A 24,329-nucleotide genomic window follows, 5' to 3' on the forward strand; every position below is an offset into this window, starting at 1 on the left:
CCGCCCCTCCATCAGCTCCACGTCCTTGATGCTGACGCCGATCTCGGTCGCGATCCTCTCGCGCAGCTGATGCCCGTCGAGCTCCACGCCCTCGCTGGCAGCCTCGGCTTCCAGCCGGGCGCGGACCCGGCGCATGTTGAAAAACAGGCTCTTTTGGGACGAGGTGGACCCGGTGCGCACCATCGACCAGTTGCGCATCACGAAATCCTGCATGCCGGCGCGAATCCACCAGACCGCGTAGGTCGAGAAACGCACGCCCCGATCCGGGTCGAAACGGTCTGCGGCCTTCATCAGGCCAAGTCCCGCCTCCTGGATGAGGTCGTTCATGGAGGCGCCGTAGCCGCGGAATTTCCACGCGATCGAGATGGCGAGCCGCATGTAGGCGGTGATGAGCCGATGCAGCGCCGCCTCATTGCGATGGTCGCGCCAGGCGATCGCCAGTTCCCTCTCGGTGTCCGCATCCAAGAGTTCCGCCGCACGGGCGTGGCGGGAAAGAGACTGGCCAGGATCGAGGTCGAGTGCCATAACGCGCTCCTGTTGGGTGTTTATTTACGAGGGATACGGTCGGGTATTCCGGTCGGATCACTTTTCAAGGAGAAAAAATGACATTGCCCCGACTGACCCTTGTGATCGGCGGTGCGGCCTCGGGCAAATCGGCCCAGGCCGAGGCGCTGGTGCGCGACCAGTCCGGCACGCGCGTCTACATCGCCACGGCCCAGGCCTTCGACGACGAGATGAAGGCCAAGATCGCCCGCCACCGCGAGATGCGTGCCGAACACGGCTGGCGCACCATCGAGGCCCCTTTCGACGCCTGCGCCGCGGTCTCGGAACTGCGCGCAGGCGAGGTGGCGCTGTTTGACTGCGCCACCTTCTGGCTGTCGAACCTGATCCTGGCCGAGCGCGACTGGCGCGCGGAAGCCGATCGGCTGCTGGCCGCGCTGGCGAGCGCGCCTGCCCCGGTGGTCGTGGTTACCAACGAGACAGGCCAGGGCATCGTGCCCGAGAACGCGCTGGCACGGGCGTTCCGGCAGGCGCAGGGCGAACTGAACCAGTTGCTGTCCGCGCAGGCCGACCTGGTGATCGCTGTGATGGCGGGCTTGCCCCTGGTTCTGAAGGGCACGCGTTCATGATGGGGATTTCGCCGCCTGCGGCGTCGACCCGGGCGCGATCCTGGCGGATCGCGGGTGGAATTTTCACAAAAAATTCCTGGGGGCGCTGCCCCCGTCGCCTGGCGGCGACTCCCCCGGGATATTTTCGGAACAATGAATGCAGCCCCGGAACAGGCGGTGCATCATGACCACCTGGCACTGGGTCCGGCACGGGCCGACGCATGAAAAGACCTTCGTGGGCTGGCGCGACGTTCCGGCGGACCTGTCGGACAGGGCGTTGATCGCGCGGCTCGATGCGGCCCTTCCGCGCCCGGCCTTGCTGGTATCCTCGGACCTCGTGCGTGCTTCGGCCACGGCGGACGCGGTTGCCCGTGGGCGCACCCGACTGCCCCATGCGCCCCAGATCCGGGAGATCGACTTCGGGGCCTGGGATGGGCTGCATTTCACCGAGGTTGCAGACCGCGACCCGGTGCTGAGCCGCCGCTTTTGGGAGGATCCGGGCGATGTCGCGGCACCGGAAGGCGAAAGCTGGAACGCCGCTTCGGCGCGGGTGGCGGATTTCGTCAACGCCATGACCGCCGCCCATCCCGATGCCCATATCGTCGCGGTAGCCCATTTCGGCACGATCCTGACCCAGGTCCAGCGCGCTTCTGGCCAAAGCGCCTATGAGACCCTGGCGCATAAGATCGACAATTTCTCGATCACGCGGGTGGTGCATGAAGGCGGGGCCTGGCGCGTCGAGGCGATCAATCACCTGCCCTGATGGGACGCCTCACGAAACGGAATTGGACAGCGAGCCTGCGTCGGGCTTAGCTGGGCGGGTGTTTCACAGGACCCTTGCCCGATGACCTATACGCTTCTGATTGCCGACAAATCCTATTCCAGCTGGTCGTTGCGCGGCTGGCTGGCCTTTCGCGCCTTCGACATTCCGGTCACCGTGCGCACCACCCGCATGTACCGCGACCAATTCCTGCTGGATGTGCAGGCCTTTTCGCCGCCAAGCCGCACGGTGCCGATCCTGCGCACGCCAACGGGCGGGATGCTGACCGATTCACTGGCCATCGCCTGGCACCTTGCCAGCACCTATCCCGACAAAGGGATTTTGCCCGCAGATCCCAAGGCGCGCGCCGATGCGATGAGCCTCGTGGCCGAGATGCATTCGGGCTTCGCCGCCCTGCGCGGCGCCTGCCCGATGAACCTGCGCACCGGGTGGGCCGACTTCGTGCCAAGCGATGCGGTCAAGGCCGACCTGGCCCGGCTTGAACTGCTGTGGGGCCGCGCCTTCGAGGCGCATGGCGGTCCGTGGCTCTGCGGGGCCTATTCGCTGGCCGATGTGTTCTTCGCCCCCGTCGCCACCCGCATCCTGACCTACGACCTTCCGGTCTCGGGCCCTGCGCTGGCCTATGCCGAGGCGCATGTGGCGCATCCCGCCTTCCGCCGCTGGCGCGCCATGGGGCTGGTCGAAGGGCCGGAGCAGCCCACCTACGACATGGACCTGCCGCGCCGCCCCTTCCCGGCACCTGTGCCGCTGGCCGCCAAGGCGGTGGTCCAGGGTCCATCTGCGAACACCGCCTGCCCCTACTCGGGCGAGCCGGTGACCCATTTCCTTGAGATCGACGGGCGCCTCTTCGGCTTCTGCAACGCCTTCTGCCGAGACAAGACCGTGGCCGACCCCGAGGCCTGGCCGGAATTCATGGCGATTTACGGCGGCTGATTTACCGCTTGGTAAGATTTTCGGGCCAAGGTGTTAACCATGTTCGACACTGGCCGCCCGGAAAGCCTAGCCCGCACCTATACCGTCGCCTTCGAGGGTCTCGAAGCGCGCCGGGTCGAGGTGCAATGCGCCGTCACGCCGGGCCTTCCTGCCTTTTCCATCGTGGGCCTGCCCGACCGCGCCGTGGGCGAGGCGCGCGACCGGGTGCGCACGGCGCTGTCAACCATGGCGATCGCCCTGCCCTCGAAGCGGGTCACCATCAACCTCTCGCCCGCCGACCTGCCCAAGGAGGGCTCTCATTTCGACCTGCCCATCGCGCTGGCGCTGCTCGGCGCGCTCGGCATCGTCCCACGCGAGGCGGTCGAGGGCGCGATGAGCCTGGGCGAGATGTCGCTTGACGGCTCGCTCGTGCCCGTGATCGGCGCCTTGCCCACGGCCCTGGCGGCAGGCGAGGACGGGCGGGCGCTCTTCTGCCCTGCTGCCTGCGGGGCAGAGGCCGCCTGGGTCGGCGCAACGCCGGTCTTTGCGGGTCGCAGCTTGGCCGAGATCATCAACCACCTGACCGACCGCACCCCCCTGCCCCCAGCGGAACCCGGCGAGGTGATCGCCGAGACATCGACACGCGACCTGCGCGAAGTTCGCGGGCAGGAACGGGCCAAGCGGGCACTGGAAATCGCCGCCGCCGGGCGGCACCATTTCCTGATGGTGGGGGCGCCCGGATCGGGCAAGTCGATGCTGGCCGCACGTCTGCCGGGGCTGTTGCCACCGCTCAGCGCCGCGGAGGCTTTGGAAACCTCGATGATCCATTCGCTGGCAGGGCTTCTGGACGAGGGGGGCATTTCCCGCACCCGACCCTACCGCGCGCCGCATCACACCGCGTCGATGGCGGCCATCGTCGGCGGCGGGCGCAGCGCCAAGCCAGGGGAAATCAGCCTCGCCCACAATGGCGTGCTCTTCCTTGACGAGTTTCCCGAATACCCGCGCCAGGTGCTGGAAACCCTGCGCCAGCCGATCGAGACCGGCGACGTGGTGGTTGCCCGTGCGAATGCCCATGTGACCTACCCCTGCCGTTTCCTGCTGATCGCCGCCGCCAATCCCTGCCGTTGCGGGCATCTCTACGATGCCGACCAGGCTTGCGGGCGGGCACCGCTGTGCGGGGAAGATTACCTGGGTCGCATCTCGGGCCCGTTGATGGACAGGTTCGACCTGCGGCTGGAGGTGCCGCCCGTGGGCTTCACCGACCTCGACCTGCCGCCCTCGGGCGATGACAGCGCCACGGTCGCTGCCCGGATCAGCGCCGCCCGCGACCGGCAGGCCGCGCGGTTCGAGGCGCTTGGTGCCGCCGCGAGGGTCAATGCCGATGCCGAGGGCGCGTTGCTCGACCAGATCGCCGTGCCCGACACCGAGGGGCGAGAGATGCTGCTGAAGGCCGCCGACCGTTTCCGCCTGTCGGCGCGGGGCTATCACCGCGTGCTGCGGGTGGCGCGCACGATTGCCGACCTTGAAGGGTCCGAAGACCTGCGGATGCCCCATGTGGCCGAGGCGCTCGGCTTTCGACTGGTGGCGGGCAGGAACTAGCGGATCGCGGCGGCCATCTGGTCGAGCGTGCGCTCGGCCTCGGGCAGCAGCCAGCCTGGGAAGATCGGCCAGACATGGGGTAGACCCGGCTCGACGGTGAGATGCGCGGTGATCCCCTGCGCCTCCAGCGCGGCCACCATGCGGCGACTGTCATCGAGCAGAACCTCGCCGTCACCCACCCAGACATGCACCGGCCCCGCACCGGGGAAGCGCGCGTGAAGCGGGCTGGCGCGCGGATCCTCGGGGGCCGCCCCGTCCAGATATCCAAGGGCCGAGGCCCGGATGCCGTCAACCGGCAGGAGCGCCTCGGTCGCATCGTTGCGGGCAAGGCTGTCTCCGGTCATGGCAAGGTCGGTGAGCGGTGAGAGGACCAGAGTGGCCCGCGGCCCCGGCAGGTCGGGCTCAGCGCAGATCATTGCCAGCAGCGCCAGCACAAGACCGCCGCCCGCGCTGTCCCCGGCCAGGACAACCGGCCCGCGCGCGGCCATGTCCCTGTAAAGCGCCAGAACCGCTTCGGGGGCCGCGGGGAAGGGATGCTCGGGCGCCAGCGGGTAGTCGGGCACCACCGCGCCAAGCCCCGTTCGCGCCACCAACCGGCCCGCAAGGCCCTTGTGCGTGCGTGGGCTGCCAAAGACGTAGCCACCGCCATGCAGGTAGAGGATCTGCGCCCCCTCGGACGGCCCCAGTTCCAGCACCGTCATTCCGGCACGTGTGATCCAGCGCCGGGCGATGCCGCGCGGGATCGGGAACAGGATGCGCCCCTGCCATTCGAAGCGCCGGCGCACCCGGACCACGTCCTGATCGCGCAAGCGGCCCAGGGCGGACCGCTCGATCCAGCGCAGCCACAGGTGCAGCAGCCGCGCCCGCCGGGTCATGCGACCCGGGCCTCGATGGCCTCCCAGATCATCCGGGCCACGTTGATACCGTCGAAACGTTCAAGTTCCTGGATGCCTGTGGGCGAGGTCACGTTGATCTCGGTCAGCCAGCCGCCGATCACGTCGATGCCGACGAAAATCTGCCCCTTCTCGCGCAGAAGCGGGCCGATCGCGGCGCAGATTTCCCGGTCGCGCTCGGTCAGGGCGACCTTCTCGGGGCGGCCACCCACATGCATGTTCGACCGGGTCTCGCCGCTGGCGGGCACCCGGTTGATCGCGCCCACGGGTTCGCCATCGACGAGGATCACCCGCTTGTCGCCGGCCGACACGTCGGGCAGGAACTTCTGCGCAATCAGCGGTTCACGGTTGATGCCGGCGAAAAGCTCGTGCAGCGAATTGAGGTTGCGATCATTGGGATCGAGCCGGAAGACCCCGGCGCCGCCGTTGCCGTAGAGCGGCTTGAGGATGATGTCACCGTGCTTGTGCTTGAAATCCTTCAGGGTCTGGAGGTCGCGCGCGATGGTCGTGGGCGGCGTGAGGTCGGGGAAGTCCAGCACCAGCAGCTTCTCGGGGTAGTTGCGGACCCAGAACGGATCGTTGACCACCAGCGTGTCGGGATGCACGCGTTCGAGGATATGGGTGGTGGTGATGTAACCCATGTCGAAGGGCGGGTCCTGGCGCAGCCAGACCACGTCCCAGTCGGCCAGGTCGATCTGCTGCATCTCGCCAAGCGTGAAGTGGTCGCCCTTCTTGCGCCGCACCGTCAGCGGCCATCCCCGTGCCGTAACCCTGCCTTCCTGGAAGGCCAGCATGTCGGGCGTGTAGTAGAACAGCTCATGCCCCCTCGCCTGCGCCTCTTCGGCGATACGGAAGGTGCTGTCGGCGTCGATATTGATCGGGCCGATGGGGTCCATCTGGATGGCGACCTTGAGCGGCATGAGGGCATCTCCATTCCCGGGCTTTGCGCATACATGGCCCGTGAAACGCGAAGGTGCAATGGCGTCAGTGTGCCCTCATGCACAAGTCACGTTGGCAAGGATGTCGATCCGGCCCATCGAATCGAGCAGGGCCACATCGACCCGACAGGGCGTGTTCGCGCCCGACGGAAGGTGGCCCAGGTAGTCTTCCGCGCTGTGATGGATGCGGGCAAGCTGCCGGGCGCTCAGCGCCTCCGCGGCGCGGGCATGGCTTCGGCTTTTCTTGACCTCGATGAAGATCACCTCGGCGCCCTTCTGCGCCACAAGGTCGATTTCGCCCGCCTGACCGCGCCAGCGGCGCGACAGGATCACGTGCCCCTCGGCAGCATAATGCCGCGCGACCTGATCCTCGGCCGACAGCCCCGCCAGGTAGGACACCTGTCCGCTCATCCCTCTGCCTCCAGCTTCAGCGCCGCCTGGTATACGTCGCGTTTCTTCAACCCAAGCTCCGCGGCCACATGCACCGCCGCGTCCTTCACCGTCATCGTTTGCAGCGCCTTGCGCAGCGCGTCCTCCAGCGTTTCGGCGCTGGCCTGCACCGGTGCGCCCTTGCCGATCACCAGCACGATCTCACCCTTCAGGCTGCGATCCGCGATGGCGCTTCGCACCTCCTCGACCGATCCGCGCAAGACCTCCTCGAAGCGTTTGGTCAATTCCCGGCACAGCGCCATCGGCCGATCCGGCCCGAAGCTTTCCACCAGAACATCTAACAAGCGGTGAACGCGGCGCGGGGATTCGTAGAGGATCACGGTTGCCCCAACCGGCGCCAGCTCGGCCACCCATGTCTTCATCGCGCCCGCGGCCTGCGGCGGGAAGCCCGCGAAGAGAAACCGGTCGCTCGGCAATCCCGATACGGTCAGCGCCGCCAGCACCGCCGAGGCCCCGGGGGCGGCAAAGACCGGCAGCTCGGCCTCGATCATCGCGCGCGACAGCTGATAGCCGGGATCGGCCACCAGCGGCGTGCCCGCCTCCGACACGTAGGCCACCGACCGCCCCTCGCCCACCATCGCGGCCAGCCGGTCGCGCGCGCCGGGGCCGCTGTGATCGTGATAGGCCACCAGCGGACGCCCCCCCAGCGCGATGCCGTGGATTTCCATCAGCTTGCGCGCGGTGCGCGTATCCTCTGCCGCGATCACGTCGGCCGCCGACAGGATGTCGAGCGCCCGCAGCGTGATGTCACGCGCGGCACCGATGGGAGTCGCCACCAGGTAAAGGCCCGGGGCAAGCCGGGGCGCACCGGCGGAGGAAGGCTGATCGGTCATGGCTGGGGCCTCTTGGCGTTTACTTGGCTGGCACGACCGCGTAGGGTCCGCTCGTTCGATACGCGCCTGCAGGAGACGGCCCCACATGTTCCCTTCTTTCAGCTTCCTTCGCAAGTCGCGGCGGCAGGTTCTGCTGCTGCTCTCTGCCGGTCTCCTGGCCGCCTGTCAGGCAGGTCTGCCCGGCGGCAGCGGCCCGCGCGTGCGCGCGGGGGCGCCGATCGAAGTGGCACTGCTGCTGCCCTACGGCTCGGCCAGCCCGGGCGACGAGATTGTGGCGCGCAGCCTTGAGAACGCGGCACGCCTGGCGGCCTCGGAATTCGAGGGCGTGCAGCTGGAGATCACCGTCTACAACACTGCCGCCGATCCTGCGCAGGCCGCGACCGTGGCCCGCGAGGCCATCCAGCAGGGCGCTCGGGTAATCGTGGGCCCGCTGCGCTCGGACGCGGCCGCAGCCGCCGGCGTGGCCGTCTCCAACAGCAACGTCGCGATCATGAGCTTTTCCAACAACACCGAGATCGCCGGCGGCAACGTCTTCGTCCTGGGCCACACGTTCCAGAACACCGCCGACCGGATCGCGGGCTATGCCATGGCGCAGGGCCGCAACCGCGTGGTGATCCTGCATGCGCAGAACCTGGCAGGCGAGGTTGCCCGCGACGCGGTTCAGCAGGCTTTCGCCGCGCGCGGCGGCACCGTGGCGGGCGTGGCCAGCTTCGAGTTTTCGCAGCAGGGCGTGGTTCAGGCCATTCCCGACGTGATGGAAATGATCCGCTCTTCCGACGCTAACGGCCTCGTCATCACCTCCGAGGCCTCGGCGGCACTGCCGCTCTTTGCGCAACTGCTGCCGGAAAACGGGCTCGACACCGAAGAGGTCCGCGTGATGGGCCTGACCCGGTGGGACATCCCCCCGCAGACGCTGGAACTGTCCGGGCTTCAGGGCGGCTGGTTCGCGCTTCCCGACCCCGACGCCAACGCCGCCTTCAACGCGCGCTACACCGCCGCGTTCGGGGACGCGCCGCATGTTCTGGCCCCGATCGCCTATGACGCCATGCGCGCCATCGCAGAAACGGCGGCGGAATTCGGCGTGCTCGGCGTGACCGAACTCACCTCCTCCTCTGGCTTTGCCGGGGCGAACGGGGTATTCCGCCTGCGAGCCAACGGCACCGTGGAACGGGCCATGGCGATCGCAACGGTACTCGAGAACCAGGTTTCCATCATTGACCCTGCACCAGGACGCCTTGGCGCTTCCGGCTTCTGACCGGAACCCCCGCCTGCCAGAAACCGGAACTGCCCCGGGGGAACTGATCCTTCCCCCGGAGACGATCTTCGACGCCGAGGGTGTCCGCGCCCGGCTCGATGCCGCGCTGGCGGACCTGTCGGACCCCGGCCAGATCCGCGCCGCCACCGTGGCCGAACTGTCCGCCGCCCAGAAGACGGGCCGCGCGTCCATCGAAGCGGCCTTCGACGAGGCCCCGCTATATGCCCGGCGCGTTACCCGCGCCTATGCCCATCTGACCGACGGGCTGGTCACCGAGGCGATCCGCGTCGCCACCACCTTCCTGCATCCCAACCCCACACCGACCGAGGCCGAACGCATGGCGGTCATGGCCGTGGGCGGCTACGGGCGCGGGGAAATGGCGCCGTTCTCGGATGTCGATCTGCTCTTCGTGATGCCCTACAAGATGACCGGATGGGCCGAGAGCGTGGTGGAATCCACGCTCTACATCCTGTGGGACCTGCACCTGAAAGTGGGTCATGCCAGCCGGTCCATTCCCGACTGCACGCGCCTGGCGAAGGGCGATTTCACCATTCGCACCACGCTTCTGGAGATGCGCTTCCTGACCGGTGACGCGGCGCTGTCGCAGGAATTGCAGGAAACGCTGCAAAAGCAGCTGTTCAAGGGCACGGCGAGCGAGTTCATCGAGGCCAAGCTGGAAGAACGCGCCGCGCGTCACAAGCGCCAGGGCGGCCAGCGCTACATGGTCGAACCCAACGTGAAGGAAGGCAAGGGCGGCCTGCGCGACCTGCAAACGCTCTACTGGATCGCCAAGTATGAACACGGCGTCACGCAGGTCAGCGAACTGGTGCAGCTGGGGGTCTTCCGACAGGAGGAATTCAACGCCTTCGACGCGGCCGAACGCTTCCTCTGGGCGGTGCGCTGTCACATCCACCTGCTGTCGGGCCGGGCCCAGGACCAGCTGACCTTCGACCTCCAGGTCGAGGTCGCCGCGCGCATCGGCTATACCGACCACGGCGGGCGTCGCGCCGTGGAATATTTCATGCAGGACTATTTCCGCCACGCCACCCGCGTGGGCGAACTGACCCGCATTTTCCTGACCGCGATGGAGGCCGCGCATCTCAAGCCCGAGCCGATGCTGATCGGCCTGCTCAAGGGCCGCCGCATGCGCCGCAAGAAGCTCAAGCCCGGCTACGTGGTCAAACAGGGACGCCTGGCGGTGACCGACGACAAGGCCTTCCTGGCCGACAAGCTGAACCTTCTAAGGCTCTTCGAAGAGGGGCTGCGCACGGGCTACCTGATCCACCCCGACGCGATGAGGCTGGTGACGGCGAACCTCAAGCTTATCGACGACGAGATGCGCGCTGACCCCGAGGCGGTGCGTATCTTCCTTGATCTTCTGTTGAAGCACGGCAACCCCGAACGGGGCCTGCGCCGGATGAACGAACTTGGAGTGCTGGGGGCCTTTGTTCCCGAATTCGCCCCGGTCGTCGCCATGATGCAGTTCAACATGTATCACAGCTTCACGGTGGACGAGCACACCATCCAGGTGATCTCGACGCTGGCACAGATCGAGCGCGAAGAGCTGATCGAGGAGCTGCCGGTCGCCTCGGGCATTCTCAAGCAGGGCGTGAACCGCAAGGTGCTCTACCTGGCCTGTTTCATCCACGATCTCGGCAAGGGCCGCGACGAGGATCATTCCGTCGTCGGGGCCAAGATCGCCCGCCGCATCTGTCCCCGCCTGGGGCTCAAGCCCGACGAGGCGGACACGGTGGAATGGCTGGTGCGCCATCACCTGCTGATGTCGGACATGGCGCAGAAGCGCGACATCGGTGACATCCGAACCGTCCGCGACTTCGCCAAGGCGGTCAAGACCCGGTCGCGGCTGGACCTGCTGACGGTGCTGACGGTCTGCGACATCCGGGGCGTGGGCCCCAACGTATGGAACAACTGGAAGGCGACGCTGCTGCGCGGGCTTTACCGGGCGACGGCGGCAGCGCTGGAAACCGGGCTGGAAGACCTCAACCGCGAGAAGCGCGAAGGCGAGGCCAAGCGCGCCCTGCGCGAGCGGCTGGAGGACTGGGACCGCAAGGATCTCAAGGCCGAGACTGACCGCCATTACGGGCCCTATTGGCAAGGGCTGGACACCGACAGCCAGGTGGTCATTGCCCGGCTGTTGCGCGGCATTTCGGACAGCGAGATCCGCATCGACACGGCGCAGGACATCGACCGTGACGCCACCCGCGTCTGCTTTGCACTGGCCGACCACCCGGGCATCTTCTCGCGTCTCGCGGGCGCGCTGAGCCTGGTGGGGGCCAACGTGGTCGACGCGCGCACCTACACCTCGAAAGACGGCTTCGCGACGGCGGTCTTCTGGGTGCAGGACGCCGAGGGCCACCCCTATGAAGCCGGCCGGCTGCCGCGCCTGAAGGGCATGATCGACAAGACCCTGAAGGGCGAGGTCGTGGCCAGTCACGCGCTGGACAAGCGCGACAAGATCAAGAAGCGCGAACGCCCCGTCAACGTGCCCACCAACATCACCTTCGACAACGAAGGCTCCGAGATCTACACGATCATCGAGGTCGACACCCGCGACCGGCCCGGCCTGCTTTATGATCTGACCAAGACGCTGGCCGCCTCCAATATCTACATCGCCAGCGCCGTCATCGCGACCTATGGTGAACAGGTGATCGACACCTTCTACGTCAAGGACATGTTCGGCCTGAAACTGCATGCCAAGCACCGGCAGGACGCGCTGGAGAAAAAGCTGCGCGAAGCCATCGCCCGCGTCGCGGAACGGGCCGGGGCATGAGCGGCAAGCCCATCCGGCTGGTGCGCGGCTTCCTGACCGTGGGCGGTTGGACCATGGCCAGCCGGGTTCTCGGTTTCGTGCGGGAAATCATGCTGACGGCCCTGATCGGCCCCGGCCCGGTGATGGATGCCTTCGTCGCCGCCTTCCGCCTGCCCAACCTCTTTCGCCGCTTCTTCGCCGAGGGCGCCTTCAACGCCGCCTTCGTGCCGATGTATTCCAAGAAGGCCGAAGCGGGGGAGGACACGAACGGTTTTGCCCGCGACGCGCTGTCGGGGCTTGGCTTCGTGGTGCTTGTCCTGGTGGCGCTTGGCATGCTCTTCATGCCCGCTCTGGTCTGGGCCACGGCGGGCGGGTTCGTTGGCGATGCCCGCTTCGACATGGCCGTGGGCTTCGGCCACGTGGTCTTTCCCTACATCCTGTTCATGTCACTCGCGGCGCTCTTTTCGGGCGTGCTGAACTCGCACGGCCATTTCGCGGCGGCGGCGGCCGCGCCGGTGCTGCTGAATGTCTTCGTGATCTCCGCGATGACGGTTGGCGCGCTGGTTGGCGGGGCGGTGATCACCTGGCTGATCTGGGCCATCCCGCTGGCGGGCGTGGCACAGCTGGCGCTGGTCTGGCGCGCGGCGGAACGGGCGGGCGTGCGCATTCGCCCCGGCAGGCCGCGCTGGACGCCCGAGATGAAGCACCTGCTGGCCGTGGGACTGCCCGCCGCGCTGGCCAATGGCGTGGCGCAGATCAACCTCGTGGTGGGCCAGCTCGTCGCCTCGCGCACCGAGGGCGCGATCAGCTGGCTCTTTGCGGCCGACAGGCTCTACCAGCTGCCGCTTGGCGTGGTGGGCATCGCCATCGGCATCGTGCTGCTGCCGGAACTGTCGCGCAGGCTGAAGGCCGGCGACCCGGAGGGCGCGCGCCATTCGCTGTCGCGCGCCTTCGAATTCGCGCTGGTGCTGACCCTGCCCTGCGCCGCCGCCTTCCTGTTCATCCCGCTTCCCGTGGTCTCGGTCCTGTTCCAGCGCGGCGCGACCGATGCCGCCGATGCGCTGGCCATCGCGCAGGCGCTGGCGATCTACGGTCTCGGCCTGCCCGCCTTCGTGCTGCAAAAGCTGCAGCAGCCGGTGTTCTTCGCCCGTGAAGACACCCGCACCCCCTTCCGCTACGCGCTGGCCGCCATGGCGATCAACGCTGGCCTTGCTTTCGGGTTGATGCCCGTGATCGGCTGGCTTGCGCCCGCCGTTGCGGCCACCGTGGCCGCCTGGGCGATGACCGGTATGCTGTGGCTGGGCGCGCGTCGTTTCGGCGAGGCGACCCGGCTCGACGCCCGCGCCCGCCGCGCCGCGCCGCGCATCGTGCTGGCCTCGGCCTTGATGGGGCTGGTCACTTGGGCCCTGGCCTGGGGGCTGTCCGACGCGCTTGGGGCCGCTGGCCTGCGCTATGGGGCGCTACTGGCCGTGGTGGCCCTGGGCGCGGTCGCCTATGCTGCCATCGGCCAGGCGCTCGGCGCCTTCCGGCTGGCCGACTTCCGCAAGGCCCTGCGCAGGGGCTGAGACTTCAGTCGCGCTGGCGCAACCGGTTCAGAAGCCGGTGCCCGCCGCCCGGGCTGACAAGGAAGGACATCAGGAACCCGGTGGCAAAGCCCGACAGGTCCGCGACCACATCGCCGTAATTGCCGTAGATCGCCGCGAAAAGTAGCTGGATCGCCAGGAGCATCCCGATAAGCCCGAAGGCGCGCATCTGGTTTTCGCCCATGGCCCCGAGATTGACCCAGCGGATGAAGCTGAAGGCCCCGATCAGGCCGTAGACGGCCGGGTAGCCCCCGATCAGCGGGTAAGGCGTATCGGTCAGCACCACGAAGGCCAGCCCGCCCACCACCGCCGACAGCCAGAAGATCAGCAGAACGGCGAGCGTGGAAAACACCTCGGCCACCATCTTGCCGATGGCCAGGATGAAGACGACGACAAAGGCGGCATGGGTCAGCCCGCCATGCAGGAACGGGTAGGTCACGAAGCGGACCAGATGTTCGCGCGGGAAGCTCTGGTTTGCGCGCATCCATTCCCAGACCGTGTCCAGAACCGCGTAGCTTTGCATCGCACCGATGCGCCAGCCGACACCTTCCTGTCCCCCGATCAGGCCGGCGCTGGCCAGCTGGAACAGGAGCTCGATCCCCCCCAGCACCACGGCAAGCGCCACCACCACGGGCGGCAGCGCGTTGAACGGAGAATGGGTCTGTTCGTCCATGTTCCCTCTGTCCCTCGGTTGACGGGCAACGTCCTCATGGGTAAGCGAGGCGCGCGCGGTTGACCAGAGGCCCTTTCGCGCAGGGCCAGGCAAGGGTGTATGCGATGAGCGACGCAAAATTCACGCCGCGGGTGTTTTCCGGGATCCAACCCTCGGGCGGTCTGACCCTCGGCAACTATCTCGGCGCCATGAAACGCTTCGTGGACATGCAAAACGCGGGCACGCATGAATGCATCTACTGCATGGTGGACCTGCACGCGATCACCGTCTGGCAAGACCCCGCTGACCTGACCCGCAACACGCGCGAGCTTTGTGCAGGCTTCATCGCCGCCGGGATCGACCCCGAAAACAGCATCCTGTTCAACCAGAGCCAGGTGCCCGAGCATGCGCAGCTTGGCTGGATCTTCAACTGCGTGGCCCGCATGGGCTGGATGGGCCGCATGACCCAGTGGAAAGACAAGGCGGGCAAGAATGCCGAGGCGGCGTCGCTTGGGCTCTTTGCCTATCCGGCGCTGATGGCGGCCGATATCCTGATCTATCACGCCACCCACGTGCCCGTGGGCGAGGACCAGAAGCAGCACCTTGAGCTGACGCGCGACATCGCGGCGAAGTTCAACCATGACTTCGGCACCGACTTCTTCCCGATCACCGAACCGGTGATCGAAGGCGCGGCAACGCGGGTGATGAACCTGCAGGACGGCACCAAGAAGATGTCGAAGTCGGACCCGTCCGACCGCACCCGGATCAACATGACCGACAGCGCCGACGAGATCGCCAAGAAGATCCGCAAGGCCAAGACCGACCCCGATCCGCTGCCCGAAACGGTAGAGGGGCTGGAGGCGCGGCCCGAAGCACGCAACCTTGTGAATATCTGGGCGGCGCTGGCCGATACGACGGTCGAGGACGTGGTGGCGCAGAACGCGAGCAAGCTGTTTGGCTATTTCAAGCAAGACCTCGCCGATCTCGCGGTCGAGAAACTGGCCCCCATTTCTTCCGAGATGGCCCGGCTGATGCAGGACCAGGCCGAGATCGACCGCATCCTGGGCCGGGGGGCCGAACGTGCGCGCGAGATCGCCGCGCCGATCCTGGCCCGGACCTATGACATCGTCGGCATGGTGCGAAGCTAGGCCGGGGGCGCCGGCGTTCACGCAGGCGCAGGGCGCTCGGTCGACCGAGCGCAGCAAAAAGGGCCCGCTCGGGCCCTTCTTGCCGTCTTAACGCCGCCTTAACCCGCGTGAGGCCAGAACACCCCCACCTGATGGAGGAAACCCAGCCATGCCCGACGCCCCCAAAGCAGCGCCCACCCCCAGAACCGGGGCCACGGATCACCCCAGCCGCCCCGGCACCACCCCGCCACCCGCACCGATGAGCTACCAGCTCGGATTTACGTCTGGACCTCTGACCTAAAACCTTCCATGCTGGCCGCCGGGAGGACTGCACAATGGCGACCGGCACGAATATCCGCACCTATTTCGAGGGCAAGTGGCACGACGGGAACGTGCCGATCATGAACGCGGCGGACCACGGCTCGTGGCTTGGCGGAACCGTCTTCGATGGCGCGCGATATGCCCATGGGCTTGCACCCGACCTGATGGCCCATTGCGAGCGTGTGAACCGCTCGGCCCGCGCGCTGATGATGGAGCCCACCCATTCCGCGCAGGAGATCTTCGACATCGTCTGGGAGGGCATCCGGCTCTATCCCGAGGGCACCGCGCTCTATATCCGGCCAATGTACTGGACCATCGACGGCGGCCTCTCGGCGATCGTCCCGAAGCCTGACTCGACCGGGTTCTGCGTCTGCCTGGAGGAAATCCCGCTGGCCTCGCCCGATGCCAAGGTCCGCGTGACAACGACCCAGTTTCGCCGCCCGGTTCTGGCCGACAACGTGACCAACGCCAAGGCGGGGTGCCTCTACCCCAACAACGCCCGAATGCTGGCCGAGGCCCGCGCCAAGGGCTATGACAACGCGCTGGTGGCCGATGCCATGGGCAATCTCGCGGAAAGCGCCACGGCCAATGTCTTCCTGGTCAAGGATGGCGTCGTGCGCACCCCGATCCCCAACGGCACCTTCCTGTCGGGCATCACCCGCGCGCGCCATATCAAGAACCTGCGCGGTGCGGGCTACGACGTGCGAGAAGAGGTGCTGAGCTTCGACGACGTGCGCGCAGCCGACGAGGTGTTCCTGTCGGGCAACATGACCAAGGTCACCCCGGTCGTGGAATTCGACGGCACCCATTACCAGGTGGGCCCGGTCACGAAAGAGGCGCTGCGCCTCTACTGGGACTGGGCGAAAACCGCGGGATGAGCGCGGCTGCGCTCGGTCGACGAAACGCAGCGCGCCAGGCCCTTACCCGGTGAACCGTCTCAGGTAGTCGTCTGAGTAATCCACCTCCAGTTCGATCCAGATCGGCAGGTGATCCGACATCTCGTAGGTGGTCCAGCCCTTGTAGGACCGATCCCAGTTCGCATAGGGCTCTCCCCGCATCTTCTCGGCATGGGGGCGGTAATGGTCTGCGTCCTCGGCCCGGAACACCGCGCCGCGCCAGTCGAAACTGCCCTTGGCCAGAAGCCGCGTTTTCACGTCCTCCTTGGTGAAGGCGATCTGGTCATAGTGCTTGGTGCCGCCCAGATTGGTCGCGCCGAACAGGGGCACGTGCAGCCCCTCGTCCGTCATCGCCTGCATGATCGGGTCGCCCGCCGCTTCGATATTCATGTCGCCCAACAGAACGTGCACTTCGTCCGTCTGGTCCGACCGGCGTGCCAGCACCTTGGAAATCGCCCTGATCTCGGCGGCGCGCAGCGCGTGGTCGGCGGCGCTGCTGCCGCCATAGAGGATATGTGCGCTACAAAGCGTGAAGCGGAACCAGCCGGCCTGGAACGCGGCGAAGAAGGGCGACCGGGCGATCTGGCGACCCTCGATCAGCGCGTCGGCCGGCAGCACCAGTTCCCCGATCAGGTTCTTGAAGTGCACCCGGTTGCGGTTGAACAGGAACGCCATGCGTTCATTGTTGCCCGGCCCGCCCTCGGTCACGTCATTGACGAAGAAATCCCAGTTCGGCCCCAATAGCCCGACCAGGCGCTTCAGCGGCTCCAGGTCTTCCTTCACCTCCTGCACCGCGCAGATATCGAAGCTGTCGATGATCTCGGCAATGTAATGATAGCTTTCGTCCATGCGCGGACGGCCATCGTCAAAGGCGCGGATGTTCCAGGACCCGATGATCAGCGAATTGGCCCGCCGCCGACCGGTGATCCGGTCGCGCAGATGCGTGCGCAGCTCCAGCAGGCGCGAGGCGATCCAGTCGGCCTTGCCGGGATAGTCCGGCGTCGTCCCCGCCGCTGCGGCGGCCTCCTCGGCGCGGCGATAGCCCTTGAGGTGATGATAAAACGCCATGCGGCCCCCCATTCGAAAAGTCATGTCTCCAATTGCGGCAAGCCTAGCATGGGTGCGCGCGAACTTGGTTAACGAAACCCGAAAATCGCTCTGTTGCCACACCCCGCGTCCTCGGTCATGATGCGCGTCGGCTGATGGGGAAGGGTCCATGCGCAAGTTTCTGGTTATCCTCGACGACTCTCGCGAGTGCCTCAACGCGATGCGCTTTGCCGCCATGAGGGCGGCAAATACCGGCGGCGGCGTGCAGATTCTCTCGGTCATCCCGCCCGATGAGTTCAATCACTGGATCGGCGTGGGCGAGGTCATGCGCGCAGAGGCACGCGAGCGGATCGAGGCGCATTTCAACGTGTTTGCCAAGTGGATGCGCGACAAGCAGGGGGTCGACCCCGAACTGGTGATCCGCGAGGGCGAACCGATCGACGAGATTCTCAGCCAGGTTCACGAGGACCGGGAAATCGGGGTTCTGGTTCTGGGCGCGGGCGCGGGCCGCAAGGGGCCGGGGCCGCTGGTAACCTCGCTGACCAAGAACGCGGGAAGCCTGCCCATTCCGATGACCATCGTTCCGGGCGAGCTGTCCAAGGAGCAATTGGAAGCGATCACCTGACGGGCAGATTGGAACCGTTCCAATTCTTGACTTCCCCGGTCAGGATACGCATATCGGGATCAACCCGCGAAGGAGCGTTCCCATGTTCATTCAGACCGAGTCCACCCCCAACCCCGCAACGCTGAAATTCCTGCCCGGACTTCAGGTTCTGGAATCGGGCACCGCAGATTTTCCCAGTGCCGATACCGCTGGAACCTCGCCCCTGGCAGGCCGTATCTTCGGGGTCAGCGGCGTGGCCGGCGTGTTCCTTGGCACCGATTTCGTCACCGTGACCAAGTCTGCCGACGTGGAGTGGGACCATGTGAAACCCGCGATCCTGGGCGCGATCATGGAACATTTCCAGTCCGGTGCCCCGGTGATGGAAGGCGACGGCGCGGCGGGCGGCCATGCCGATCACAGCGGCGAGGACGCCGAGATCGTGGGCCAGATCAAGGAACTGCTGGATACCCGCGTGCGCCCGGCCGTGGCGCAGGATGGGGGTGACATCACATTCCACGGGTTCGATCGCGGCATCGTCTACCTGCACATGCAGGGCGCCTGCGCGGGGTGCCCCTCGTCCACTGTGACGCTGAAGATGGGGATCGAGAACCTGCTGCGCCATTACATCCCCGAGGTGATCGAGGTTCGCCCCGTTGCCGTCTGACCCGCTGATCCTTGGCTTCGACACATCGGCCGCGCATTGCGCGGCCGCTTTGCTGTCGGGCGGGCACTGCCTGGCAGCATGGCACGAGGAGATGGCGAAGGGCCAAGCCGAGCGGCTGCTGCCGCTTGTGGAAGACGTCCTGTCTGACGCGGGCGTCGCCCTGTCCGATCTGTCCGCGATCGGCGTTGGCATTGGCCCTGGCAATTTCACCGGCATCCGCATCTCGGTTGCCGCTGCACGGGGGCTGGCGCTGTCGCTTGGCATTCCCGCGCTTGGCGTGTCGGGGCTAGAGGCGCTGGCGTTCGGCACGCAAGGGCCGGTCCTGGCCTGCCTCGATGCGCGGCGTGATCACCTGTATCTGCAACGGTTCACCGATGGCCTGGCACAAGGCGAGCCCGAACTCGTACCATTTGAAAGCTGTTCGGACTGGGCGGACCCGGGTCTGACCTGCATCGGTCAGCGGGCAGATGAGGTCGCCGCCCGTATCGGCGCGACCCACGCCCCGGCCGCCTTCGCCCCAGCCTTGGCAATCGCGCGCTTAACCGCGGCGCGCTGGCAGGCCCCTGCCCCGCGCCCGGCCCCGCTCTATATTCGCGATGCCGGAGCCGCGCCCGCGCGCGAAACCGGCCCCGTGATGCTGCCATGACCCCGGCCCTGCTCGCGCGGCTTCACGCGGCCAGCTTCACCACACCGCGCCCCTGGTCGGAGTCCGAACTGGCTGGTTTCCTGGCCGATCCGTTGTGCGACCTGATCGCTCAGGAGGGTGGATTCGCCCTGATCCGGACCATCGCGGGCGAGGCGGAGCTTCTGACCATCGCCGTCGATCCTACCCTGCGCCGCAGGGGCCTTGGCCGGACCCTGCTGGACGCGGCGCTGGTCCGGGCCAAGGCGCGCGGGGCCGAGGCCATTTTCCTCGAAGTCGCCGCCGACAACGTGGCCGCCATTGCACTTTACGAGGCGGCGGGGTTCCAGCGCAGCGGCACACGGCCCGGCTACTATCGTCAAGCCGATGGCTTTCGCACCGATGCGCTGACCATGGCGCTTTCTCTTTAGACATTACCGCGGTTGACGCGAGAATACGGTTGACCCGCTGCCCGCGCTTTGCCCTTATTCATGCAGGGGATTCATTCCTTTTTTCAGGCATGGCGCATGCAAAACGACGCCGGGCCATAATCCAACCGGGAGAGACGCAACATGACTCTTTTCAAGAAATTCTATGGTGCCGCCGCCGTTCTGGCGATCACCGCGACGGGCGCGCTGGCCGACCCCGCGATCATCTTCGACCTCGGCGGCAAGTTCGACCGCTCGTTCAACGAAGCCGCCTTCAACGGCGCCGAGCAGTGGGCCGATGAAACTGGCGGTTCCTACCGCGAGATCGAGCTTCAGTCCGACGCGCAGCGTGAACAGGCGATGCGCCGCCTTGCCGAAGCAGGCGCCAACCCGATCGTGATGGCAGGCTTCAGCCAGGCCTCGGCCCTGTCGGTCGTTGCCCCCGACTATCCCGACACCACCTTCGTGATCATCGACGGCGTGGTCGACGAGCCCAACGTGCGTTCGGTCATCTTCTCCGAGCATGAAGGCTCTTACCTCGTCGGCATGCTGGCCGGCATGGCCTCTGAATCCGGCACCGTCGGCTTCGTGGGCGGCATGGACATCCCGCTGATCAGCCGCTTCGGCTGCGGCTACGCCCAGGGTGTGCGCGCGGTGAACCCCGATGCAACCATCATCCAGAACATGACCGGCACCACCCCGGCAGCCTGGAACGACCCGGTGCGCGGCGGTGAACTGACCCGTGCCCAGATCGCACAAGGCGCCGACGTCGTCTTCGCTGCGGCTGGTGGCACCGGCCTCGGCGTGCTTCAGACCGCCGCCGACGAAGGCATCTTCTCGATCGGTGTGGACAGCAACCAGAACTACCTGCACCCGGGCCAGGTTCTGACCTCGATGCTCAAGCGCGTGGACGTGGCCGTCTATGACGCCTTCTCGACCCCGCTTGGCGAGATCGAGACCGGCATCCACGTCTTCGGCCTGGCCGAAGATGGCGTGGGCTACGCCCTGGACGAGAACAACGCCGACCTCATCACCGAGGACATGATCGCGCAGGTCGAAGCCGCCCGCGCCGCGATCATCGCCGGCGAGATCTCGGTCCACAACTACACCGAGGATGGCAGCTGCCCGGTCGAATAAGACCTGGCTGACAGCATCTTTCAGACGGGCCGCCCGACCGGCGGCCCGTCGTTTTTTCGGGGCCAGCCCGCCAGCCCATGCGGCTGGACAGATGCCCCCCCTGTGATAACGTTTTTTCAACGCGCCGCCCGGTGCGGCGAACCAGACAGAACGCGGGACGGTTTCAGCCCATGACAGAACCAGCGACACAGCCCTTTGCCATCGAACTGCGGGGCATTTCCAAGGCCTTCGGCCCGGTGCAGGCCAACAAGGACATCTCGCTTCAGGTGCGCAAGGGCACGATCCACGGGATCGTCGGCGAAAACGGCGCCGGGAAATCGACGCTGATGTCCATCCTGTACGGCTTCTACAAGGCTGACGCAGGCGAGATCTTCATCAACGGAAAGCCGACCGCCATCCCCGACAGCCAGGCCGCGATCAATGCGGGCATCGGCATGGTGCATCAGCACTTCAAGCTGGTGGAAAACTTCTCCGTGGTCGAGAACGTGATCCTGGGCGCCGAGGACGGGGCGATGCTGCAACCCTCTGTCAGCAAGGCGCGCCGGGTGCTCAAGGAACTGTCGGACGAATACGAACTGCACGTGGACCCCGACTCGATCATCGAGGACATCTCGGTCGGCCACCAGCAGCGGGTCGAGATCCTCAAGCAGCTCTACCGCCACGCCGACATCCTCATCCTGGATGAACCCACGGGCGTGCTGACCCCGGCCGAGGCCGACCACCTGTTTCGCATCCTCAACGGGCTGAAGGAGCAGGGCAAGACGATCATCCTGATCACCCACAAGCTGCGCGAGATCATGGAAGTGACCGACACCGTCAGCGTGATGCGCCGGGGCGAAATGACCGCGACCGTGCCCACGGCAGAAACCAGCCCCGAACAGCTGGCCGAACTGATGGTGGGCCGCAAGGTCCTGCTGCGCGTCGACAAGGCCCCCGCCAATCCGGGCGAGGTGGTGCTCGATGTGCGCGATCTCAGGGTCACCGACGAACACAAGGTCGAACGCCTCAAGGGCGTGTCGTTCCAGATCCGCGCGGGTGAAATCCTGGGCATCGCGGGCGTCGCTGGCAACGGCCAGTCTGAACTGCTGGAGGTCCTGGGCGGCATGATCCCGGCCTCGGGTGGCGCCATCGCCGTGAATGGGCAGGAAATCGACCTGACCGGCAAGTTTTCCGATGGTCAGAGCCGCCGCGCGCGCGGCATCGCCCATGTGCCCGAAGACCGGCAGAAAGAAGGGCTGATCATGCCCTTCATGGCGTGGGAAAACATGGCTTTCGGCTATCACCACGACCCGGAATACCAGAAAAGCTCGTTGTTCATGGACAATGCGGGCCTAAAGCGCATCACCGCCGAAAAGATGGAAAGCTACGACGTGCGTCCCCCCAACCCGATGTTGGAGGCCAAGAACTTTTCCGGCGGCAACCAGCAGAAGATCGTGGTCGCGCGCGAGATCGAGCGCAATCCCGACCTTCTGCTGGTGGGCCAGCCCACGCGCGGCGTCGATATCGGCGCGATCGAGTTCATCCACAAGCAGATCATCGCGCTGCGCGACCAGGGCAAGGCGATCCTGCTGGTGTCGGTGGAACTCGACGAGATCCTGTCGCTGTCCGACCGGATCGCGGTCATGTTCGACGGCAGCATCATGGGCGAACGCCTGCCCTCGGAAACCAACGAAGGCGAACTGGGCCTGCTGATGGCCGGCGTAACGAAGGGGGCCGCGTGATGGGCAAGATGCCGAAATGGGCCGACGTGGCCCTGATCCCGTTCATCAACCTGGTGCTGGCGCTGGTCGTGTCAGGGCTGGTGGTGCTGTATATCGGGGAAAGCCCGTGGGAGGCGATGAGCATAATGGTGCGCGGCTCGATCGGGTCCGCCTATGGCTGGGGCTACACGCTGTTCTATGCCACCAATTTCATCTTCACCGGCCTTGCCGTGGCCGTGGCCTTTCACGCGCGGATGTTCAACATCGGCGGCGAGGGGCAAGCCGCGATCGGCGGGCTTGGCGTCGCCGTGGTCTGCCTGTCGGTGCCCTGGCCGCACTGGACCGTCGCGCTGCTGGCGGCGACAGCGGGCGCTGCCGTTTTCGGCGCGGCCTGGGCCGCGATTCCGGCCTATCTCCAGGCCAAGCGCGGCAGCCATATCGTGATCACCACGATCATGTTCAACTTCATCGCCTCGGCGCTGTTGGTCTACCTGCTGGTCAACGTGTTCCGGGTACCCGGGTCGATGGCGCCCGAAAGCGCGCGCTTTGCCGACCCCACGCATCTGCCCAATGCCTATGACATCGCGCCCTGGCTTGGCTTCCGCCGCTCGACGCCGCTCAACGTGGCCTTCCTGCTGGCGCTGGTGGCTTGCGTGTTCGTATGGCTGCTGATCTGGAAGACCCGCCTAGGATACGAGATCCGCGCCTATGGCCATTCCGAAACCGGGGCGGTCTATGCCGGGATCAGCCCGGTGAGGATCACCATGATCTCGATGCTGATCTCGGGCGGGCTGTCGGGGATGATGGCGATCAACGGCGTCATGGGCGAGGCCGAGCGCCTGGTGCTCGACCCCGTTCAGGGGGCGGGCTTCGTGGGCATCGCGGTGGCGCTGATGGGCCGGTCGCACCCGGTCGGCGTTTTCCTCGCCGCGCTTCTCTTTGGAATGCTCTACCAGGGCGGGGCCGAGCTGGAATTCGAGATGCCCGCCGTCAGCCGGGAAATGCTGCTGGTGATCCAGGCGTTGGTGATCCTGTTCACCGGCGCGCTCGACAACATGGTGCGCATGCCCGTGGAACGCATGTTCCTGCGCTTCGGGAAAAGGAGCTGAGCCATGGATTTCGCAACCCTCCTTCAGCTTCTCGACTCTTCGGTCCGTCTGGCCACGCCGCTGCTGCTGGCCTGCCTGGCCGGGCTTTATTCGGAACGCGCGGGCATCTTCGACATCGGCCTTGAGGGCAAGATGCTGATCGCGGCCTTCTTCTCGGCAGCGGCGGCGGCCTTTACCGGCAATGTCTGGATCGGCCTGCTGGCCGGGATCGTGTCCTCAGTCGTCTTTGCCGGCCTGCACGGGCTGGCCTCGATCACCTTCCGAGGCAACCAGCTGATTTCCGGCGTGGCGATCAACTTCCTGGCCGCCGGCATGACAGTCGTGATCGGCGAAAGCTGGTTCGCGCTTGGCGGCCGCACGCCGCAGCTGGAAGCCTCGGGCCGGTTCCAGAACATCACCCTGCCCTTCGCGGACCAGTTGCAGGGCGTGCCGCTGATCGGGCCGATCTATCACGACCTGATTTCCGGTCATTCGATCCTTGTCTACGTGGCGCTTCTGGCGGTGCCCTTCACCTGGTGGCTGCTTTACCGCACGCGGTTTGGTCTGCGTCTGCGCGCCGTGGGCGAAAACCCCGCCGCCGTCGACACGGCCGGGATCTCGGTGGTGCGGATGCGCTACTCGGCAGTGCTGATCTGCGGCGTGCTCTGCGGAATCGCGGGCGCCTACCTGTCCACGGGCCTGTCGGCAAGCTTCGTGAAGGACATGAGCGCAGGCCGTGGCTTCATCGCACTGGCGGCGCTCATCTTCTCGAAGTGGCGGCCGTGGTATGCGCTGATGGCCTGCCTGCTGTTCGGCCTGCTCGATGCCACGGGCAGCCTGTTCCAGAACATCGAGGTTCTGGGGATCGAGGTGCCGGTGCAGTTCATGCAGGCCCTGCCCTACATCCTGACCGTGGTGAT

General features: G+C 66.4%; 24 protein-coding genes. 17 read left to right on the forward strand and 7 right to left on the reverse strand.

The annotated features are described in order from the left end of the window. Positions 1–525: sigma-70 family RNA polymerase sigma factor (locus tag ACEQXV_RS05560; RefSeq protein WP_370268234.1), on the reverse strand; the 525-nt coding region annotated here is incomplete at its 3' end. A gap of 77 nt (positions 526–602) precedes the next feature. Between ACEQXV_RS05560 and cobU the strand changes: the two genes are divergently transcribed. From cobU to ACEQXV_RS05580, 4 genes are all read left to right on the forward strand, one after another. After that, positions 603–1,130 carry a bifunctional adenosylcobinamide kinase/adenosylcobinamide-phosphate guanylyltransferase gene (cobU, locus tag ACEQXV_RS05565; RefSeq protein WP_370251299.1) on the forward strand — a complete coding sequence of 176 codons (528 nt, stop codon included), beginning with the start codon at positions 603–605 and terminating at the stop codon, positions 1,128–1,130. Positions 1,131–1,293: 163 nt separating this feature from the next. Next, entirely contained in the window at positions 1,294–1,872 is a 579-nt protein-coding gene (locus ACEQXV_RS05570; protein WP_370251298.1) for a histidine phosphatase family protein, read from the forward strand. 81 nt (positions 1,873–1,953) lie between these two features. Then, complete coding sequence (locus ACEQXV_RS05575; RefSeq protein WP_370268236.1) at positions 1,954–2,823, forward strand: glutathione S-transferase N-terminal domain-containing protein; 870 nt, start codon at positions 1,954–1,956, stop codon at positions 2,821–2,823. A gap of 39 nt (positions 2,824–2,862) precedes the next feature. Then, positions 2,863–4,401 (forward strand): YifB family Mg chelatase-like AAA ATPase, encoded by a 1,539-nt coding sequence (locus ACEQXV_RS05580; RefSeq protein WP_370251296.1) that lies wholly within the window; start codon positions 2,863–2,865, stop codon positions 4,399–4,401. On the opposite strand, the gene ACEQXV_RS05585 is transcribed toward ACEQXV_RS05580, so the two are convergent. The 4 genes from ACEQXV_RS05585 to rsmI all read right to left on the reverse strand — a co-directional run bounded on the left by ACEQXV_RS05585 (position 4,398) and on the right by rsmI (position 7,515). After that, the gene (locus ACEQXV_RS05585; protein ID WP_370268237.1) at positions 4,398–5,276 is read right to left on the reverse strand and encodes an alpha/beta hydrolase; all 879 of its coding nucleotides are present in this window, start codon (positions 5,274–5,276) and stop codon (positions 4,398–4,400) included. The two genes, ACEQXV_RS05580 and ACEQXV_RS05585, sit on opposite strands and share 4 nt — an antisense overlap. Next, positions 5,273–6,214, reverse strand: coding sequence for a glutathione synthase (gshB, locus tag ACEQXV_RS05590; protein WP_370268239.1), 942 nt, complete (start codon positions 6,212–6,214; stop codon positions 5,273–5,275). The genes ACEQXV_RS05585 and gshB overlap by 4 nt, the downstream gene beginning before the upstream one ends. A 75-nt stretch (positions 6,215–6,289) precedes the next feature. Next, complete coding sequence (locus ACEQXV_RS05595; RefSeq protein ID WP_370251293.1) at positions 6,290–6,643, reverse strand: YraN family protein; 354 nt, start codon at positions 6,641–6,643, stop codon at positions 6,290–6,292. Next, complete coding sequence (gene rsmI / locus ACEQXV_RS05600) at positions 6,640–7,515, reverse strand: 16S rRNA (cytidine(1402)-2'-O)-methyltransferase (protein ID WP_370251292.1); 876 nt, start codon at positions 7,513–7,515, stop codon at positions 6,640–6,642. Before rsmI ends, ACEQXV_RS05595 begins: the two co-directional genes overlap by 4 nt. A gap of 85 nt (positions 7,516–7,600) precedes the next feature. On the opposite strand from rsmI, the gene ACEQXV_RS05605 reads away from it, so the two are divergent. From ACEQXV_RS05605 to murJ, 3 genes are read left to right on the forward strand one after another with little or no spacing between them, the layout of a single operon-like run. Continuing rightward, positions 7,601–8,770 carry a penicillin-binding protein activator gene (locus tag ACEQXV_RS05605; protein WP_370251291.1) on the forward strand — a complete coding sequence of 390 codons (1,170 nt, stop codon included), beginning with the start codon at positions 7,601–7,603 and terminating at the stop codon, positions 8,768–8,770. Beyond that, entirely contained in the window at positions 8,730–11,561 is a 2,832-nt protein-coding gene (locus ACEQXV_RS05610; RefSeq protein WP_370268240.1) for a [protein-PII] uridylyltransferase, read from the forward strand. The genes ACEQXV_RS05605 and ACEQXV_RS05610 overlap by 41 nt, the downstream gene beginning before the upstream one ends. Further along, the gene (murJ, locus tag ACEQXV_RS05615) at positions 11,558–13,105 is read left to right on the forward strand and encodes a murein biosynthesis integral membrane protein MurJ (protein ID WP_370268241.1); all 1,548 of its coding nucleotides are present in this window, start codon (positions 11,558–11,560) and stop codon (positions 13,103–13,105) included. The genes ACEQXV_RS05610 and murJ overlap by 4 nt, the downstream gene beginning before the upstream one ends. A 4-nt stretch (positions 13,106–13,109) precedes the next feature. Here the strand turns inward: murJ and ACEQXV_RS05620 are convergent, their stop codons facing one another. Continuing rightward, entirely contained in the window at positions 13,110–13,796 is a 687-nt protein-coding gene (locus tag ACEQXV_RS05620; protein ID WP_370268243.1) for a rhomboid family intramembrane serine protease, read from the reverse strand. Between the two features lie 104 nt (positions 13,797–13,900). On the opposite strand from ACEQXV_RS05620, the gene trpS reads away from it, so the two are divergent. After that, positions 13,901–14,923 (forward strand): tryptophan--tRNA ligase, encoded by a 1,023-nt coding sequence (trpS, locus tag ACEQXV_RS05625; protein ID WP_370268244.1) that lies wholly within the window; start codon positions 13,901–13,903, stop codon positions 14,921–14,923. Positions 14,924–15,237: 314 nt separating this feature from the next. Then, the gene (locus ACEQXV_RS05630; RefSeq protein ID WP_370250944.1) at positions 15,238–16,101 is read left to right on the forward strand and encodes a branched-chain amino acid aminotransferase; all 864 of its coding nucleotides are present in this window, start codon (positions 15,238–15,240) and stop codon (positions 16,099–16,101) included. A 42-nt stretch (positions 16,102–16,143) separates the two neighbouring features. On the opposite strand, the gene ACEQXV_RS05635 is transcribed toward ACEQXV_RS05630, so the two are convergent. Next, complete coding sequence (locus tag ACEQXV_RS05635; protein ID WP_370250945.1) at positions 16,144–17,187, reverse strand: endonuclease/exonuclease/phosphatase family protein; 1,044 nt, start codon at positions 17,185–17,187, stop codon at positions 16,144–16,146. Positions 17,188–17,335: 148 nt separating this feature from the next. Between ACEQXV_RS05635 and ACEQXV_RS05640 the strand changes: the two genes are divergently transcribed. The 8 genes from ACEQXV_RS05640 to ACEQXV_RS05675 form a co-directional block, all read left to right on the forward strand. Continuing rightward, the gene (locus ACEQXV_RS05640; RefSeq protein ID WP_370250946.1) at positions 17,336–17,791 is read left to right on the forward strand and encodes a universal stress protein; all 456 of its coding nucleotides are present in this window, start codon (positions 17,336–17,338) and stop codon (positions 17,789–17,791) included. Positions 17,792–17,873: 82 nt separating this feature from the next. After that, positions 17,874–18,434, forward strand: a complete 561-nt coding sequence (locus tag ACEQXV_RS05645) for a NifU family protein (RefSeq protein WP_370268246.1) — start codon at positions 17,874–17,876, stop codon at positions 18,432–18,434. Further along, positions 18,424–19,080, forward strand: coding sequence for a tRNA (adenosine(37)-N6)-threonylcarbamoyltransferase complex dimerization subunit type 1 TsaB (tsaB, locus tag ACEQXV_RS05650; RefSeq protein ID WP_370268248.1), 657 nt, complete (start codon positions 18,424–18,426; stop codon positions 19,078–19,080). The genes ACEQXV_RS05645 and tsaB overlap by 11 nt, the downstream gene beginning before the upstream one ends. Continuing rightward, the gene (gene rimI, locus ACEQXV_RS05655; RefSeq protein WP_370268249.1) at positions 19,077–19,487 is read left to right on the forward strand and encodes a ribosomal protein S18-alanine N-acetyltransferase; all 411 of its coding nucleotides are present in this window, start codon (positions 19,077–19,079) and stop codon (positions 19,485–19,487) included. Before tsaB ends, rimI begins: the two co-directional genes overlap by 4 nt. A gap of 141 nt (positions 19,488–19,628) precedes the next feature. Next, positions 19,629–20,621, forward strand: a complete 993-nt coding sequence (locus ACEQXV_RS05660) for a BMP family protein (RefSeq protein WP_370250950.1) — start codon at positions 19,629–19,631, stop codon at positions 20,619–20,621. A 170-nt stretch (positions 20,622–20,791) separates the two neighbouring features. Then, a complete protein-coding gene (locus ACEQXV_RS05665) occupies positions 20,792–22,342 on the forward strand; it encodes an ABC transporter ATP-binding protein (RefSeq protein ID WP_370268250.1) in 1,551 nt (516 codons plus the stop codon). After that, positions 22,342–23,430, forward strand: coding sequence for an ABC transporter permease (locus ACEQXV_RS05670; RefSeq protein WP_370254499.1), 1,089 nt, complete (start codon positions 22,342–22,344; stop codon positions 23,428–23,430). The genes ACEQXV_RS05665 and ACEQXV_RS05670 overlap by 1 nt, the downstream gene beginning before the upstream one ends. A gap of 3 nt (positions 23,431–23,433) precedes the next feature. Further along, positions 23,434–24,329 (forward strand): ABC transporter permease (locus ACEQXV_RS05675; protein ID WP_370268252.1); only part of this gene is annotated, 896 nt, incomplete at its 3' end.

It is taken from the genome of Nioella sp., assembly GCF_964229645.1.
GTDB lineage: Bacteria > Pseudomonadota > Alphaproteobacteria > Rhodobacterales > Rhodobacteraceae > Nioella.